Below are 16,196 nucleotides of genomic sequence, written 5' to 3' on the forward strand. Positions count from 1 at the left end.
CGCGAGGGCCGTTTCAATCCTTTTTGCCTGCCCGAAAAGCGCGGCATCCGAGTGCGCCAGGCCCCAGAATCTGGACCCCGACCGGCAGCCCATTTGCACCTTTTGTCACCGGAACCGCGATGCTTGGCAGGCCAAGAGATGTCCATAACCTACTGAAAATAGGCGACCCTGTCGCATCGAGACTCTCAGGGGCCTCACCCGGGGCGCTTGGCGCGATGATACAATCATATTGGTTCCACACCTGTGCGATATGGCCGATGCATGTCGCGCGAAGGTCTTGTGCTTTTTGGATGTGGCTCCGAGAAAGCGAGGCCCCGGATTCCAACATGTCGAACATGCCTTGTGACAAGGCCGTCGGGTGCGACGCCATTTCTTTAGACAAACTGCCCGCTGCTTCAGCAGACATAATATCAATGTGACCCTGGGTCAGCTCTTCAAAGGCATCAGGCAAAACCAAGTCAGACAGCAAGTGACCGGAGTCCGACAATATTTGCCCCGCAATTTGCAGGGCCATACGCGTGTCATGCTCCGCCTCCGCCCACATTGGCGTCTGACAAATGGCGATTCTCAACCCCTGCTCAGCGACCGGTGGAACGGCACTGTCGAGGGCCGCAAACAACATCGCTGCATCACCGACGTCTTTTGCAAGCCAGCCAAATGAATCAAACGATGGGGCCAGGCCCTTGATCCCAGACAGAGGAAAGCGGCGGTGGCTGGATTTATAGCCGACAACACCACAATAAGACGCCGGGCGCGTGATGGAGGCGGCAGTTTGCGACCCCAGCGCCACCGGCACAACATTGGCAGACACGGCAGCGGCGGATCCGCTGGATGATCCCCCCGGTGTATGTCCGGCGTTGTGCGGGTTTGTCGTTGGCGTGGGCTGGAAACAGGCAAACTCTGTGGTTGTGGTCTTGCCAATCAACAATGCACCTGCCTTTCGAAGCCGTGCGATCATTTCCGCATCTTGCGTCGGGGCCCAACCGCGATAGATAGAAGACCCGTATTCCGTTGGCATATCCGCGGTGTCCATCAGGTCTTTTACTCCGATCGGCAAGCCGTGAAGTGGCCCTTTCACGCTTTGTGCATCTAGCACCGCAGCGCGGGCCCTGACGGCCGCAGGATCAACGTAGGCCCAGGCGTGAAGTGACGGTTCGGTCACCGCTATTCGTGCCAGGACCGCTTCTGCAATCTCGGCGACCTTTAAGCGACCGCTTTGCGCGGCCGCTACAATTCCGGTCGCGCCCTGTGAAAGAATATCCATCTTGGCTCCAAGTCTTATGGTTTTCTCTGTGCCGACCCCACAAAGGAAGAATAGAGTTGCATAATTGGATAAGCCTTGGGATTGGTATAGGTCATGCCTATGCAGGAGCGCACAGATGCCGATCCGTAACTTCACCTTGAAGCAGCTCAACTACCTTGTTCAGGTAAGCCAGGCAGGCTCCATTACCGATGCGGGACGGGTGTTGAATGTGTCTCAGCCGTCAATTTCAACGGCAATTGCCCATCTCGAAGCTGTTTTTGGCTTTTCGCTCTTTGTGCGTCAGCACGCAAAGGGCCTGACATTGACACCCGAGGGGCGCAACGTGGTTGCGGCGGCGCAACGGGTGTTGGACGAGGCCGAGGTTCTGGGGCAATTCGCCGAAGAAATGAGCGGAGACGTCTCGGGCGTTGTCGAAATTGGCTGCGTCATCACGCTGGCCCCGATTTTGATGCCCTCGGTCATTGCAGAAGCTGGCAAACGCTATCCGAAAGCGCAAATCAAGGCACATGCGATGAGCCACGTGGAAATGATCAACGCGCTGAATTCCGGGGCCATGGCTATGGCTTTGACATACGACCTGCCCACAGGTCCTGAATTCGACTTCATGCCCTTGCAGACGCTGGAATCCTACGCTTTGCTTCCCAAAGGACATCCGCTGGCCAACCGAGGCCGCGCATCCTTGCATGAGCTTGCCCAGGATCCTTTGATCTTGCTGGACTTGCCGATGACCGCAGATTTTTTCGAAAGCATGTTTAGACTTTACGACGTGCCCTATCGCATCGCCCACCGCACCCCATCCCCCCAGATGGTCAGGGCGATGGTGGCAAACGGTCTGGGATTTGCGCTTTTCAACGCACCATTGCTGGACGACACCGCCGTTGACGGTCGCCCCATTAGACGGGTGGAGGTTGAAGAGAAACTACCAAATGTTACATGTGGGATTCTGACACAAAAGGGCCGTGTACTCAGCAATGCTGCGGGCGAAATGAAGAAGCTTATCAAGGAAACCGTTCGCCTGTGACGGCGCGGGTCTGCCTAGGACATCCGTGGTCCACGGCCCACGCTATCCGCCATGCTATTTCGCGCTGGCAATGAACTCTTCTGCATAGATTTGTGTCCCGGCACAGCCCGCGGTTGCCGCCAAATCGCGCGCGGCGTGGACCATTGCGGGCGGACCACACAAATACACCTGACTTCCCACAAGCTTCATCTGCTGAAAGGATTGAAGTGGCATAACCCTGTGTCACATCGGCTGCAGCGTCAGACACAGCCGCATAGCGGACATCGAGGTTGGGAAACTGCTCTTGCAACTGCCTCAGGGCCGGACGTGCGCAAAGATCATCCAGCGTATTTGCCCCGTAGCACAACAGGATTTTCTGATCCTGTTTCCCATCGGCTTCCAGGCTGCGCAACATGGACAGCATCGGTGCGATCCCCGTCCCACCGGCAATCATCACAATCGGACCGGGTATCTTCCTCAGATAAAAAATCCCCTGCGGCCCCTCCACTCCGATGGATGCGCCAACCGCGATCGCGCGCAGTTTGGCTGACATGTCTCCATCGTCCAGAAGCGCGATATGGAATTCAAGATCCCGGTCATCGCGGTCCGGGTTCGACATGGAATAGGATCGCGTAACGCCATCGCAGGTCAGGTTGACGTATTGACCGGGCCGGAATTCCAGCCGCGTTCCGCCCGTCAAACGCAGGGTCAGCTTGACCGTTCGCGCGCTAAGGTACTCAATATTTTCGACTTTTGCGGTCAACCTTCGTGGCCTGAGCAGGTCCGCCCGCGCATAAGGCATATCCACCTCGATATCGCTGCGCGGCAATGACACACAGCTCAGCATCGCGCCGCTGGCCTGTTCGTCCTCTTCCAAAGTATCAAACGCCAGCTCATCCAATTCAACCTCACCTGCGGCAAGACGGCATTTGCACGTCTGGCAATCGCCCATCTCGCAATCCTTGGCCAAGGTTAAGCCAGCGATTTCAGCACTTTGCAAAACGGATACATATTCATCGCCGCGAAAAGCGAAGATTTCCCCGTCTGAAAACTTAATTTTAATCGAGTGATCCATGCTGACTTACCTGCTGATGCCGCTGTGACGCGATGATCTCAAACATGGGGAAGACTTGGAGATATGTAAAATATTTATAATCTCTACATTGGTTAGGGTGGATCTATAATTGAATGTTTTCGTTTCCCATAACGCCTTACCCGACACAGGCGGACAGAATATCAAATGCGATGACCCAGGATTTGGGGTCCATTTACGCCCCCCATTTTCCGATACAATCCGTCCCTGCCCCGCCCGTTTGCGCGAAATTTTTTTATCTGTTGTTGCGGGCGTGGGCAGCTTCCGGAACAGGAAAGTTGCAAAAATTGCTGAAACATGGTATCTTTACGCAATGAAAAGTACCCTGTGGCGCCATCATGGGAAATTCTCAGTCGCTCATGCCGTCCTGTTGACCCGCGATTTTCGGGGGCTTCGTGATAGGCGGCTCTTTTTGAGTTGAAACAGGGGGACCAAAACCATGAAACGCCTTTTTATCGCTTCGATTTTAAGTGGCTGTCTGGCCACGACATCCATGGCCGCGCCAGAGAAAACAAGGATGAGCGCCAAGGATGTTGAACAGCAAATGATCATCTCGACCCAGGACGGTGCATCCTCCAGCAGCCCGATGGTGACATTGCTGTTTATGACGGTGGTGATCATTGCGGTTGCCGCATCGTCGGGTGGTGGTGGTGGCGGCCATTATTATTATGGCCACTAGGCCAACATTTTAGCCCAGTTCAGATTTAACTCAGTTCAAGTTTTGCCCAGCCCAGATCTTACCCAGTCCAGATTTTACCCAGTCCAAATGCAACCCAGACCAAATGCAACCCAGACCAAATGCAACCCAGACCAAATGCAAAGGGCCGCTCGGTATGAGCGGCCCTTTCAATGTCGACAGTTCTGTCATGTCACCGGATCAGACGCCGGATCAATGCGCGATCGGGCTGGCGGTGTCGTCACCTCTGGCCAGACGCCGCTGGGCTGCGGCCTCTTCTGCTGCGTCAGCGGCGGCCTCGTCCCATTCAATCGGCTCTGGCTTGTGGATCAACGCCTGTTCCAAAACTTCTGACACATGGGTGACGGGGATGATTTTCATGCCCGATGTGACATTTTCCGGGATCTCCGCCAGATCTTTTTCGTTCTCCTTCGGGATGAACACCGTCTTGATCCCGCCGCGCAGTGCCGCAAGAAGCTTTTCTTTCAGCCCGCCAATTGGCATCGCATTGCCGCGCAGGGAAACCTCGCCGGTCATGGCGATATCCTTGCGCACCGGAATCCCCGTCAGCACCGACACGATCGAGGTCACCATCGCCAGACCGGCCGATGGCCCATCCTTGGGCGTGGCCCCATCCGGCACGTGCACGTGGATATCCAACCGGTCGAATTTCGGCGGCTTCACCCCGATTTGCGGGGAAATCGACCGCACATAGCTGGCGGCGGCGTCGATGGATTCCTTCATCACATCGCCCAGCTTGCCGGTGGTTTTCATCCGACCCTTACCCGGCAGGCGCAGCGCCTCGATGTGCAACAGATCGCCACCAACCGAGGTATAGGCCAAGCCAGTCACAACACCGACCTGATGCTCATCCTCGGCCAGACCGTAGCGATGTTTGCGCACCCCCAGAAAATCCGAGAGGTTGTCAGACGACACCACAACCTTTTCGGCGCGCCCTTTGACGATCTGGGTCACCGCCTTGCGGGCGGTTTTCGCGATCTCACGCTCAAGGTTCCGCACACCGGCCTCACGCGTGTAATACCGCACCATGTCGCTCAGCGCGCCATCCGTCAGTTCGAATTCACCCTTCTTCAGGCCATGATTCTTGACCTGTTTCTGGATGAGATGGCGTTTGGCGATCTCGGTTTTTTCGTCCTCGGTGTAGCCCGCCAGAGGGATGATTTCCATCCGATCCAACAGCGGCCCCGGCATGTTGTAGCTGTTCGATGTGGTCAGGAACATCACGTTCGAGAGGTCATATTCCACCTCAAGATAGTGATCGACAAAGGTGCCATTCTGTTCCGGGTCCAACACCTCCAGCATGGCGGATGCGGGATCGCCACGGAAATCCTGGCCCATCTTGTCGATTTCATCGAGCAGGATCAGCGGATTGGTGGTTTTGGCCTTTTTCAGCGCCTGAATGATCTTGCCCGGCATTGAACCGATATAGGTCCGGCGGTGACCGCGAATTTCGGATTCATCGCGCACGCCACCCAGCGAGATACGAATAAATTCGCGCCCCGTCGCCTTGGCAACCGATTTCCCAAGCGAGGTTTTACCAACACCCGGAGGGCCGACAAGGCACATGATCGGGCCTTTCAGCTTCTTCGAACGTTGCTGCACCGCAAGATATTCAACGATGCGTTCCTTAACCTTATCAAGGCCATAGTGGTCATCATCCAGAATATTCTGGGCCTTGCCCAGATCCTTTTTGACGCGGGATTTCACGCCCCACGGGATCGACAACATCCAGTCGAGATAGTTGCGCACCACTGTTGCCTCTGCCGACATGGGCGACATGTTCTTCAGCTTTTTCAGCTCGGCATCGGCCTTTTCACGGGCCTCTTTTGACAGTTTGGTTGCGCCAACCTTTTCTTCCAGCTCGGCGATTTCATTGGCGCCATCTTCGCCATCGCCCAGCTCCTTCTGAATGGCCTTCATCTGCTCATTCAGATAATATTCGCGCTGGGTGCGCTCCATCTGGGATTTGACGCGGGTCTTGATCTTTTTCTCGACCTGAAGCACGGACATTTCGCCCTGCATCAACCCATATACCTTCTCCAGCCGTTCAGACACGGACAGAGTTTCCAGCAGATCCTGCTTTTGCTCAACCTCAATGCCCAGATGTCCGGCCACAAGATCGGCCAACTTGGCCGGTTCTTCGGTTTCGGAAACCGCGACAAGCGCCTCTTCGGGGATGTTTTTCTTGACCTTGGAATAGCGTTCGAATTCCGCGCCCACGGTGCGCAACAGCGCCTCGATCGAGGCCTGATCGCCGGGCATTTCGGTCAGATACTCACAACGCGCTTCAAAGAAGTCATCGTTTTCAAGGTATTCCGTGATCCGCACCCGGGCCACACCTTCGACCAGCACCTTGACCGTGCCATCGGGCAGCTTCAACAGTTGCAGCACATTGGCCAGCACGCCGGCCTTGTAGATGCCATCCGATGCCGGATCATCGACACCGGGGTCGATCTGGCTCGACAGCAGGATCTGCTTGTCGTCCGCCATCACCTCTTCCAATGCGCGCACCGATTTTTCACGGCCCACGAACAGCGGCACAATCATGTGGGGGAACACCACAATATCGCGCAGCGGCAGGACGGGATAGCTTGAGTTAAGAGGCTCTTGCATGCTCTTTCCTTATTATTGGCAAACCGGAATGGCCCCACAATGCGGCAGCGCTCACCGGTTCCTGTCTGGCTTTTGTAGGTAGGGCTAGGCCCACGCGCATTCAAGTATGCGCCCCCTTGGTTATCGTTGCGGGTCAGAATGCCCGCTGCCGCGGGGCGTCGCAAGCAGGTATCGGACCATGTGATTGATTTCCGGTTACCATCCCCCGGATTGTCGGCCCAATGCTGTATTTAACGCCGATCGCCCCGGGCCCAGCAGGGCCGTTTTCACAGTTTTCACAGTGGTTCGATATCGCCTTGCGCTCGCTTCGCGTGAAACTCTGCCTCGAACTGGGCAAAGACACCTGCGCCAATTGCGGTCCGCATCCCTGCCATGAGTTCCTGATAATAATGCAGGTTGTGCCATGTCAGCAGCATGGAAGAAATGATTTCCTGGCTGCGGAAAACGTGATGCAGATAGGCACGGGAATAATTGCGGCAGGCGGGGCAGCTGCAATCTTCGTCCAAGGGGCGCGGGTCGTTCTGGTGGCGGGCGTTTTTGATGTTCAACACACCGTGACGGGTGAACACCTGACCGGTGCGCCCGAACGGGACGGCAACACGCAATCCATCATGTCGATGCCGCGCGCCACTGCGCCGACGATGTCATCGGGTTTGCCAACCCCCATCAGATAGCGGGGCCGATCCGTCGGCAGCTGTTCCGGCGCATAATCAAGACACCCAAACATCGCCTCCTGCCCCTCGCCCACGGCCAGGCCGCCGACAGCATAGCCGTCAAACCCGATCTCGCGCAGCGCCTCGGCGGATTGCGCCCGCAGGTCCTGTTCCAAACCGCCCTGTTGAATACCAAACAACATATGGCCGGGGCGGTCGCCAAAGGCCTCTTTGGAGCGCGCGGCCCACCGCATCGACAATTCCATACTGGCGGCAATCCGATCCCGGTCAGCAGGCAGCGCCGGGCATTCGTCGAAACACATCACAATGTCAGAGCCAAGCAACCATTGAATTTCCATCGACCGCTCGGGCGACAACATATGCTTTGAGCCGTCAATATGGGATTTGAACGCCACGCCCTCTTCGGTCAGTTTGCGCAGACTGGCCAGGCTCATCACCTGAAATCCGCCGCTGTCGGTCAGAATGGGCCGTTGCCAGTTCATGAAATCATGCAGGCCGCCCAATTGGTCAATCCGTTCCGCTGTCGGTCGCAACATCAGATGATATGTATTGCCCAACAGGATATCCGCCCCGGTGGCGCGCACGTTTTCCGGCAGCATCGCCTTGACCGTGGCGGCGGTGCCGACGGGCATGAAGGCCGGCGTGCGGATTTCGCCGCGCGGGGTGTCGATTGTGCCACTGCGGGCGCGGCCATCACTGGCATGAAGCGTAAAAGAAGTATGGGTCATAAGTTCGATTTGCCCGCTTTGGCCGCAATTGTCGAGCCTTTGCCGAACAGCCCGCGCCACGGTCCTTGATCCGTCACCCGGCGCTTGCTAGGGCTGCACCCAGACACGGGAGCGTTCACATGACCGAAGAGATCAAACTGGGCTGGGAAGAATGGGTTTCTCTGCCCGATCTGGGCCTGCCCGCATTACGTGCCAAGGTAGATACCGGCGCGCGCACATCGGCGCTGCATGCCTATGATATCGAACGCTTTGGCCCCGCATCAAAACCCAAGGTGCGCTTTGCGGTGCACCCAATTCCGGGGCGCGACGACCTGTCGATCCCCTGTTCCGCCGAAATCGTTGACCGGCGCGAGGTGATCTCGTCCAACGGTGATTCAGAATTCGCGCTATGTGATCCGCACCGACATTACCGTCGGTCAGAAAACCTGGCCGATCGAGGTCACCCTGACCGACCGGCGCGGCATGTCGAACCATATGTTGCTGGGCCGTCAGGCGCTGGCGGAAAATGTCGCAGTGGTGCCAAGCGAAAAGTTCCAGCAACCAGAGCTGAGCTTTGATGTCTATCATTCGACCCGTGTGCGCAAAATGGCCCCGAATTTCGCGCGCTGCGCATCGCGGTGCTGAGCCGCGAGGCCAATTATTCCACCGCCCGTCTGGTGGCCGAGGGCGAAGAACGCGGCCACGTGGTTGAGGTTATCGACACAACCCGTTGTTATATGGCAATTAATGCGCTTTCCCCGGATGTCTATTACGATGGCAAGCGCCTGCCCCGGTATGACGCGATCATTCCCCGGATCGGCGCGTCCATCACCAGCTATGGCACCGCCGTGGTGCGCCAGTTCGAAACCATCGGCACCTATTGCGTCAATGGCTCGACCGGGATCACCCAAAGCCGGGACAAGCTCTGTGCGCATCAGCTTATGGCGCGCCACAAGATCGGCATGCCAAACACCGCCTTTGCGGCCTCGCCCAAGGACACGGACAGTCTGATCGGGTTGGTCGGCACAGCGCCGTTGATTGTGAAATTGCTGGAAAGCACCCAGGGCAAAGGCGTGGTTCTGGCCGAAACCAAGAAAGCGGCGCAATCGGTGATTGATGCCTTTCGCGGGTTGAAAGCCAACTTTCTGGTGCAGGATTTCGTCAAGGAAGCGGCCGGCGAAGACATCCGTTGTCTTGTGGTCGGTGGCAAGGTCGTGGCGGCCATGAAACGCACCGGGGCCGAGGGCGATTTCCGCTCCAACCTGCATCGCGGCGGCAGTGCGCAAATGGTGCGGATTTCCAAAGAAGAACGCGAGTTGGCGGTCAAAGCCGCGCGGGTGTTCGGGCTGAAACTGGCGGGCGTCGATCTGTTGCGCGCCGAAGCCGGACCAAAGGTGCTGGAGGTCAACTCCTCCCCAGGTCTGGAAGGCATCGAAAAAGCCAGCGGCAAGAACATCGCAGGCCTGCTTTATGATCACATCGAGGCCCATGTGCGGCCCCAGCCCGTGCGACGGCGCAAGACCGACTAAGATCATGCGTTGGGTAAGGTGCTGCGCCCAACATATTGAAATTGCAGCATGGCACGCCCATTTCCCTAGGGGATTTTCTTGTTACGAGGATTTGTGTCTTGGATATTGAACAATTGATTTTTGGCTTGATGCAGGAAAACATCGTCACCCTTCTGGCGGCTGTTTTCCTGATCATTGTGGTTCTGAAAGGGGTCAAGATCGTCCCCCAATCGGAAAAATTCGTGGTCGAACGCTTTGGCCGCCTGCATGCGGTGCTTGGCCCCGGGATCAATTTCATCGTTCCGTTTCTGGACAAGCTGGCGCATCGGATTTCGATTTCTGGAACGGCAATTGCCAACGATGAGCCAGGACGCCATCACCACGGACAACGTGTTGGTTCAGGTCGACACCTCGGTGTTTTATCGCATCACCGAACCGGAAAAGACCGTCTATCGCATCCGCGATGTCGATGCCGCCATTGCCACCACCGTGGCCGGGATTGTGCGGTCTGAAATCGGCAAGATGGAGCTGGACGAGGTGCAATCCAACCGGTCGATGCTGACAGCCACGATCAAGGAACAGGTGCGTGCCGTGGTCGATGACTGGGGGATCGAGGTGACCCGCGCCGAGCTTCTGGATGTGAACCTTGATGCCGCCACCCGCGAAGCGATGTTGCAACAGCTGAACGCCGAACGCGCCCGCCGCGCCAATGTGACAGAGGCCGAGGGCAAGAAGCGCGCGGTGGAACTGGCCGCCGATGCCGAGCTGTATTCAGCCGAACAAATCGCCAAGGCCCGCCGCATTCAGGCCGATGCCGAAGCCTATGCCACCGGCGTCGTCGCAAAGGCAATTGCGGAAAACGGGCTTGAGGCCGCGCAATACCAGGTGGCGCTGAAACAGGTCGAGTTGCTGAACAAACTGGGCCAGGGCGCAGGCAATCAGACAATTGTCGTGCCAGCCCAGGCGCTTGAGGCATTTGGCGATGCCTTCAAGATGTTGAAAGGGCGCTGAGCATGGCGGATTTCGCAACCATCTGGTGGGTCTGGCTGGCGGCCGCGCTTTTGCTGGCCATCCTTGAAATTCTGGTGCCCGCCTTTTTGTTCCTTGGCTTCGCCATTGGTGCGGCGCTGGTCGGTTTGGCGATGCTGGGGCCCTTGGCGCTGTTGTCCCCGGCGATGATCCTGCTTGATCTTTGCCGGCCTGTCGCTGGCGGCCTGGCTGATGCTGCGCAAGATCTTTGCCCTGCCCCATGGACAGGTCAAAAGATTTGACCGGGACATCAACGAGTGACGGCAGACTATGAACGTCGGTGGACAGCAGCTCAGGCCGAGATGACCTCTGCCGGCGTTTGGCAATCGAACGCGACGCCGCCCATCATTTTGCTTTTGCGCCGCCTTGGGCTGCGCCCCCGGCCACCCTATTACATCGGGTTTTGGCAACTGGCCCTCGTCTATGGTGCGTTTTTCAGTGTCTTCTGGGGGCTTTTGATGTGGTTCCTTGACTGGTCGGCGCGGGGCATGTCGGTGCCTGCGGCGTTGTTGTCCAGCCTTAAGGCAGGCACGTTGTTCGGTTTGATACTGTCCACCCTGACCCATCGCAGCCGAAAACGCCACGGATTGAGCAATTGGAAAGATCTCTGATTGCCCGATTTGTGGCACCCGATCGTCGCCCAAGCTATGACCACAAGACAATTCTCCCCTGCTCTGGACCCGGGGCGCAGCAATCCCTATATGTTTGCTAAGAAATGACACGAGGCACCCGAAGATGAATGACGCCACCGCGCCGATGGAAGGCGCGCCGCTGATCAAGCCGTCCAGCACCGAACATACGCTGTATGACAGCGTGGTTGAGGCGTGCCGTACGGTCTATGACCCTGAAATCCCCGTGAATATCTATGATCTGGGGTTGGTCTACACGATTGAGATCAGCGACGAGAACAAGGTGAACATCATCATGACCCTGACCGCGCCGGGATGTCCGGTGGCCGGTGAGATGCCCGGATGGCTGATCGATGCGGTCGGCCCGGTGGACGGGGTTCAGGATGTGGATGTGGAAATGACCTGGGATCCGCCCTGGGGCATGGACATGATGAGCGATTAGGCCCGGTTGGAACTGGGATTCATGTAGATCTGTAGAAAGAGGCAAAAATGTTTGGCATTCCCGGCAAACAAGCCGTCACCATGACCCCCGCCGCGATCCGCCAGATCGTGAAGCTGATGGATAAAAAGGGCCACGCGGGCCTGCGCATCGGCGTCAAGAAAGGCGGCTGTGCGGGCATGGAATACACGATGGACTACGTTGATGACGTAGGCGATCATGATGAGGTCGTGGAACAGGACGGCGCGCGGGTGATGATTGCGCCGATGGCGCAAATGTTCCTGTTTGGCACGGAAATCGACTATTCGGTCGAGCTGCTGGAAAGCGGGTTCAAGTTCAACAACCCCAATGTGTCCGACGCCTGTGGCTGTGGTGAATCGATCAAGTTCAAGGACGTCGAGGAGCTGAGCGAGGCCTTTCCCGACGGTGTGCCGAAGCTGAACTAATCTCGGTCATTTGATCGACAACCAATCACAAGAGGCGGTGTCCAATCGGATGCCGCCTTTTTCGTGGTCCGTATGTTTTGCGTCCGGTGTGTTTCCAGACCAAAGTGTCATGCCGACAGTATGCCGTTCGGCCCGGCCGTGGATGAAACCGTTTGCCGCCTATACGCCGGGCAGCTCCATCACCATCTCATGCCAGCTGACCCCGCCATGATCAGAGAGAGAGGGCTTTGTATAGCGAAAGCCCAACTTTTCATACAAGGCCAGGTGATGCTCTTTGCACATCAGGTGAATGGTTTTCTTGTCAGCTTCGATCATGCGGGCCACAAATTCGGACATCAGACGCCGGGACAACCCGCGCCCCTGACAGGCCGGATCAACAACCACCGACATGATCACCACATTGGGCGCGGCAGGATCATGTCCGACCAGCTCTTTTATATCTTCGTCAGACATTTCAACGTCATAGGCGCATCCGCTGTTGATGAAGCCAACAATTTCGCCTTCGATTTCCAGGATCAGAAACCCCAAAGGATACGCTATGATCCGTTGCTGAATTTTCTCAAACGTGGCCGCCTCTTCGCCGTCATAGGCCGATGTCTCGATCTCATAGCAGCGCTGTGCATCCAGTGGCACGGCGTTGCGAAAGACCCAAGCCTCTGTGGTGTTCGCCAATCTGAAAATCCTCCCATTGCGCCGGGATCGCACGCCCCGATCCGGCACCAGACCCAGCCCCCCCCAAAGAAAAAGGCGGCACCCGTAGTGAGCGCCGCCTTCCTCCTCTTTAAACGATCACTCGTTACTTGACCACGATCTCTGGTCCCATGAACATCGTCGGCAGCCATGTGGACAGGATCGGGATGTAGGTCACCATGATCAGGAACACAAACAGCACAGCCAGGAACGGCAGCGACGCCCGCACAACCCGCATCATCGGCATGCCCGCAACACCCGAGGTCACGAAAAGGTTCAGACCAACCGGCGGGGTGATCATGCCGATTTCCATGTTGACCACCATGATGATGCCCAGATGGATCGGGTCGATGCCCAGCTCGATGGCAATCGGGAAGACCAGCGGCGCGACGATCACGATCAGGCCCGAGGGTTCCATGAACTGACCACCGATCAGCAGGATCACGTTGACGATCACCAGGAACATCACCGCACCAAAACCGGCCGCCAGCATCGAGGATGCGATCTGTTGCGGGATCTGCTGATCGGTCAGAACGTGCTTCAGGATCAGCGCGTTGGCGATGATGAACATCAACGTCACCGTCAGCTTGCCAGCCTCGAACAGGGTGTCGCGGGTATCCTTGTGAAAGAACGCGGTCACCAATGCGATGGGTTTCTGCATCAGCGTCAGATTGCGTTCACCATCCGGTTTGGAAAGCGGCCCCATGTCACGATAGACAAATGTCGCGATAAAGAAGGCATAGACCGCCGCAACCGCCGCCGCTTCGGTCGGGGTGAAGATCCCGCCATAGATGCCGCCAAGGATGATGACGATCAGGAACAGACCCCAACCGGCCTCGGAACCGGACCGGAACACTTCGCCCCAGCCTTTCCATTCGCCCTTTGGCAGACCTTTGACGCGGGCAATCGCATAGATCGTCAGCATCAGCATGGTGCCCGCCATCAGACCCGGAATAACCCCGGCCAGGAACATCCGCCCCACCGACACATCGGTGGCCGAAGCATAGACCACCATCACGATGGACGGCGGGATCAGAATGCCCAGCGTACCGGCATTGGCGATGACACCGGCGGCAAAGTCCTTAGTATAGCCAACTTCGCGCATGCCGGCGATGACGATGGAACCGATGGCCACCACGGTTGCAGGCGAAGACCCTGAAAGCGCAGCAAACAACATGCAGGCAAAGACACCCGCAATGGCCAGACCGCCATGGAAGTGGCCAACAAGGGCGATGGAAAACCGGATGATCCGTTTCGCCACGCCGCCGGTCGACATGAAGGACGACGCCAGCACAAAGAACGGGATCGCCAGAAGCGTGTAATGCCCGGCCATCGCCTGAAAAAACGTCTGGGCGATCGAGGCCAGCGACGTGTCACTGAGCACCAGCAAGAAAAAGATCGACGACATGCCCAGCGACACCGCAATCGGCACGCCGATCAGCATCAGGCCGATGACCATGGTAAAGAGGAATACGACTTCCATCCGACTACTCCCCGGAATTCATGTGGCGGACGTCATCCACCGCATCTTCGGCTTCGTGACTGACAATAAGGCTCTCGGCGGTGCCATTGACCAGCCGCACGGTGGCCTGAATGAAACGGAACAACAGCAGCGCCGCACCAAAGGGCAACATCGCATAGGGGATCAAACGCGGGATCTTCTCATATGCTTCGCCTTCGTTCAGCCAGGGTTCCAGGAACTGCAACCAGGACGGCAAAGGAATGTCGTTGACCTCATACCAGGCGCGATAGGACGAGCTGCGCATCTCTTCGAAACCGGTCGGAAACCAGCGCCCGGTTGTCTGCGGCAAATTGGCGAAATTGGCCCAGTAATCCCAAGCCCCTTTCAGCAACAAAAAGGCGTAAATGATACAGACCGCCGCCGCGACCAGCGCGAGCACCTTGCGCACCGGTTTGTCGAACAGGTTGATGACCGCATCAACCCCCAGATGGGCCGTGACCTTGACCGCATAGCTCACGCCAAACAGCACGAGCCAGGCAAACAGGAAGGCCGTCGCCTCAAGCCCCCAGATCAGGCCGGTGTTAAAGCCATAGCGCAAGACCACATTGATGAATGTGATCAGGGTCATGGCCCCAAGGATCAGCGCAATGAATGTTTCTTCAAGCTCATGAACCAAGCGGCCCAGGATGCCCGTGGGTTCGTAATGGGCTGCCATCGCCCGTCCCCTTTTTTGTGGAATTGACGGAGCCTGGCCCAATCCGGCCTTGGCATCCTGAAAGTCACGCGCCGGGCCTTGCATCAAGCCCCGGCTGTGGTTTCTCTATCCGTGCGCGGTGTTTCCGGCCCACAAAACGTAGGCCAGAAACACCATTGCCGGATCAGTTCATCATGTTGATTTCTTGTGCGGCGTCGATGTTTTCCTGGCCGACATCTTCGCGGAACTGTTCCCAAACGGGCTTCATCGCATCGACCCAGGCCTGACGCTGATCGCCATCCAGTTCGCGTACGACACCACCGGCGTCCAGAATGGCCTGTTTGGCCTCGCCGTTCACCTTGGTCGATTCCGCATTCCGGGTCTCTGTGACTTCCATCATGATGGTGGCCAGCTGGTCACGGGTATCGTCCGGCAGGCTTTCCCAGAAATCGGTCGAGGTCACGACCAGATAGTCAAGCACACCGTGGTTGGTTTCGGTGGTGCCGTCCTGAACCTCGAAGAACTTCTGGCCATAGATGTTGGACCAGGTGTTTTCCTGCCCGTCGACAACGCCCTGTTGCAACGCGCCGTAAACTTCCGAAAATGCCATCGGCTGGGGCGAAGCGCCCATCGCCTGCATCTGGGCGACCAGCACGTCAGAGCTTTGCACCCGGAATTTCAAACCTTCGGCATCGGTCGGCAGGATCAGCGGCTTGTTGGCCGACATCTGCTTCATGCCATTGTGCCAGAATGCGAGGCCCAGAAGACCACGGCGCATCATGGATTCCTTCATCGCCTGACCAGTTTCCGAGTTCTGGAACGTGTCGACGGCGGCGATGTCCTTGAACATGAACGGCAGGTCGAAAATGCGGAATTGCTTGGTGAACCGTTCAAATTTCGACAGCGAAGGGGCCGCCATCTGAACGTCGCCTTGCAGCATCGCCTCAAGAACCTGATCGTCGTTGTAAAGTGTCGAGTTCGGGAAAACCTCCATGCAGGCTTTGCCGTTCATCTCGTCATTGACGCGCTGTTCCAGCAGCGAGGCCGCAATGCCCTTTGGGTGTTTGTCGGTGTTGGTCACATGGGCGAATTTGATCACGATTTCGCCGTCGTCACAGGCCGCCATGGCACCGGTGGTTGCGGTCACGGTCAGCGCCATTGCGGTGGCGGCGGTGGTCAGGAATGTTTTCATCAATCTCTCCTCCCGAGAATAATTGTCCGGTTCTTTGCGAACGGCACGTTGCCAATAGA

General features: G+C 57.3%; 12 protein-coding genes and 4 pseudogenes. 8 read left to right on the forward strand and 8 right to left on the reverse strand.

The features are described 5' to 3' along the window. Positions 1 to 13: 13 nt before the first annotated feature. A complete protein-coding gene (locus AC0L4F_RS08040; protein WP_244687169.1) occupies positions 14 to 1,264 on the reverse strand; it encodes an amidase in 1,251 nt (416 codons plus the stop codon). 115 nt (positions 1,265 to 1,379) lie between these two features. On the opposite strand from AC0L4F_RS08040, the gene AC0L4F_RS08045 reads away from it, so the two are divergent. Then, entirely contained in the window at positions 1,380 to 2,285 is a 906-nt protein-coding gene (locus AC0L4F_RS08045; RefSeq protein ID WP_244687171.1) for a LysR family transcriptional regulator, read from the forward strand. Here the strand turns inward: AC0L4F_RS08045 and AC0L4F_RS08050 are convergent. After that, on the reverse strand, positions 2,263 to 3,339 hold the full coding sequence (locus tag AC0L4F_RS08050) for an FAD-binding oxidoreductase (RefSeq protein WP_244687173.1): 1,077 nt from the start codon (positions 3,337 to 3,339) through the stop codon (positions 2,263 to 2,265). The two genes, AC0L4F_RS08045 and AC0L4F_RS08050, sit on opposite strands and share 23 nt — an antisense overlap. 457 nt (positions 3,340 to 3,796) lie before the next feature. Here AC0L4F_RS08050 and AC0L4F_RS08055 point away from each other — a divergent pair, with 457 nt between their 5' ends. Then, positions 3,797 to 4,036 (forward strand): hypothetical protein, encoded by a 240-nt coding sequence (locus AC0L4F_RS08055; RefSeq protein WP_244687175.1) that lies wholly within the window; start codon positions 3,797 to 3,799, stop codon positions 4,034 to 4,036. 210 nt (positions 4,037 to 4,246) lie between these two features. On the opposite strand, the gene lon is transcribed toward AC0L4F_RS08055, so the two are convergent. Further along, positions 4,247 to 6,667 carry an endopeptidase La gene (lon, locus tag AC0L4F_RS08060; RefSeq protein ID WP_244687177.1) on the reverse strand — a complete coding sequence of 807 codons (2,421 nt, stop codon included), beginning with the start codon at positions 6,665 to 6,667 and terminating at the stop codon, positions 4,247 to 4,249. 275 nt (positions 6,668 to 6,942) lie between these two features. Further along, a pseudogene (gene tgt / locus AC0L4F_RS08065) lies at positions 6,943 to 8,069 on the reverse strand (tRNA guanosine(34) transglycosylase Tgt). Positions 8,070 to 8,188: 119 nt separating this feature from the next. Between tgt and rimK the strand changes: the two are divergent. From rimK to AC0L4F_RS08095, 6 genes and pseudogenes are all read left to right on the forward strand, one after another. Beyond that, positions 8,189 to 9,577 (forward strand): annotated as a pseudogene (gene rimK / locus AC0L4F_RS08070) (30S ribosomal protein S6--L-glutamate ligase). A gap of 128 nt (positions 9,578 to 9,705) precedes the next feature. After that, a pseudogene (locus AC0L4F_RS08075) lies at positions 9,706 to 10,567 on the forward strand (SPFH domain-containing protein). A gap of 2 nt (positions 10,568 to 10,569) precedes the next feature. Continuing rightward, positions 10,570 to 10,846: pseudogene (locus AC0L4F_RS08080) on the forward strand (NfeD family protein). Beyond that, a complete protein-coding gene (locus AC0L4F_RS08085; RefSeq protein ID WP_244687179.1) occupies positions 10,843 to 11,196 on the forward strand; it encodes a DUF6404 family protein in 354 nt (117 codons plus the stop codon). The pseudogene AC0L4F_RS08080 and the gene AC0L4F_RS08085 overlap by 4 nt, the downstream one beginning before the upstream one ends. A 124-nt stretch (positions 11,197 to 11,320) precedes the next feature. Continuing rightward, positions 11,321 to 11,656, forward strand: coding sequence for an iron-sulfur cluster assembly protein (locus AC0L4F_RS08090; RefSeq protein ID WP_244687181.1), 336 nt, complete (start codon positions 11,321 to 11,323; stop codon positions 11,654 to 11,656). Between the two features lie 47 nt (positions 11,657 to 11,703). Next, positions 11,704 to 12,099 carry a HesB/IscA family protein gene (locus AC0L4F_RS08095; protein WP_244687183.1) on the forward strand — a complete coding sequence of 132 codons (396 nt, stop codon included), beginning with the start codon at positions 11,704 to 11,706 and terminating at the stop codon, positions 12,097 to 12,099. A gap of 159 nt (positions 12,100 to 12,258) precedes the next feature. On the opposite strand, the gene AC0L4F_RS08100 is transcribed toward AC0L4F_RS08095, so the two are convergent. The 4 genes from AC0L4F_RS08100 to AC0L4F_RS08115 all read right to left on the reverse strand — a co-directional run bounded on the left by AC0L4F_RS08100 (position 12,259) and on the right by AC0L4F_RS08115 (position 16,137). Then, entirely contained in the window at positions 12,259 to 12,771 is a 513-nt protein-coding gene (locus tag AC0L4F_RS08100) for a GNAT family N-acetyltransferase (protein ID WP_244687186.1), read from the reverse strand. A gap of 124 nt (positions 12,772 to 12,895) precedes the next feature. Then, positions 12,896 to 14,272, reverse strand: coding sequence for a TRAP transporter large permease (locus AC0L4F_RS08105; RefSeq protein WP_244687188.1), 1,377 nt, complete (start codon positions 14,270 to 14,272; stop codon positions 12,896 to 12,898). Positions 14,273 to 14,276: 4 nt separating this feature from the next. After that, complete coding sequence (locus tag AC0L4F_RS08110; protein WP_244687190.1) at positions 14,277 to 14,966, reverse strand: TRAP transporter small permease; 690 nt, start codon at positions 14,964 to 14,966, stop codon at positions 14,277 to 14,279. Between the two features lie 163 nt (positions 14,967 to 15,129). After that, on the reverse strand, positions 15,130 to 16,137 hold the full coding sequence (locus AC0L4F_RS08115; protein ID WP_244687192.1) for a DctP family TRAP transporter solute-binding subunit: 1,008 nt from the start codon (positions 16,135 to 16,137) through the stop codon (positions 15,130 to 15,132). Between the last annotated feature and the right edge of the window lie 59 nt (positions 16,138 to 16,196).

Source organism: Marinovum sp. J2-8 (assembly GCF_055808435.1).

Bases quoted from the DNA above. Each gene is read 5' to 3' on its own strand.
- AC0L4F_RS08095 (WP_244687183.1), top strand. From the start codon at position 11,704: ATGTTTGGCATTCCCGGCAAACAAGCCGTCACCATGACCCCCGCCGCG.
- AC0L4F_RS08115 (WP_244687192.1), bottom strand. From the start codon at position 16,137: ATGAAAACATTCCTGACCACCGCCGCCACCGCAATGGCGCTGACCGTG.
- AC0L4F_RS08105 (WP_244687188.1), bottom strand. From the start codon at position 14,272: ATGGAAGTCGTATTCCTCTTTACCATGGTCATCGGCCTGATGCTGATC.
- AC0L4F_RS08050 (WP_244687173.1), bottom strand. From the start codon at position 3,339: ATGGATCACTCGATTAAAATTAAGTTTTCAGACGGGGAAATCTTCGCT.
- AC0L4F_RS08055 (WP_244687175.1), top strand. From the start codon at position 3,797: ATGAAACGCCTTTTTATCGCTTCGATTTTAAGTGGCTGTCTGGCCACG.
- AC0L4F_RS08045 (WP_244687171.1), top strand. From the start codon at position 1,380: ATGCCGATCCGTAACTTCACCTTGAAGCAGCTCAACTACCTTGTTCAG.
- AC0L4F_RS08110 (WP_244687190.1), bottom strand. From the start codon at position 14,966: ATGGCAGCCCATTACGAACCCACGGGCATCCTGGGCCGCTTGGTTCAT.
- AC0L4F_RS08040 (WP_244687169.1), bottom strand. From the start codon at position 1,264: ATGGATATTCTTTCACAGGGCGCGACCGGAATTGTAGCGGCCGCGCAA.
- lon (WP_244687177.1), bottom strand. From the start codon at position 6,667: ATGCAAGAGCCTCTTAACTCAAGCTATCCCGTCCTGCCGCTGCGCGAT.
- AC0L4F_RS08090 (WP_244687181.1), top strand. From the start codon at position 11,321: ATGAATGACGCCACCGCGCCGATGGAAGGCGCGCCGCTGATCAAGCCG.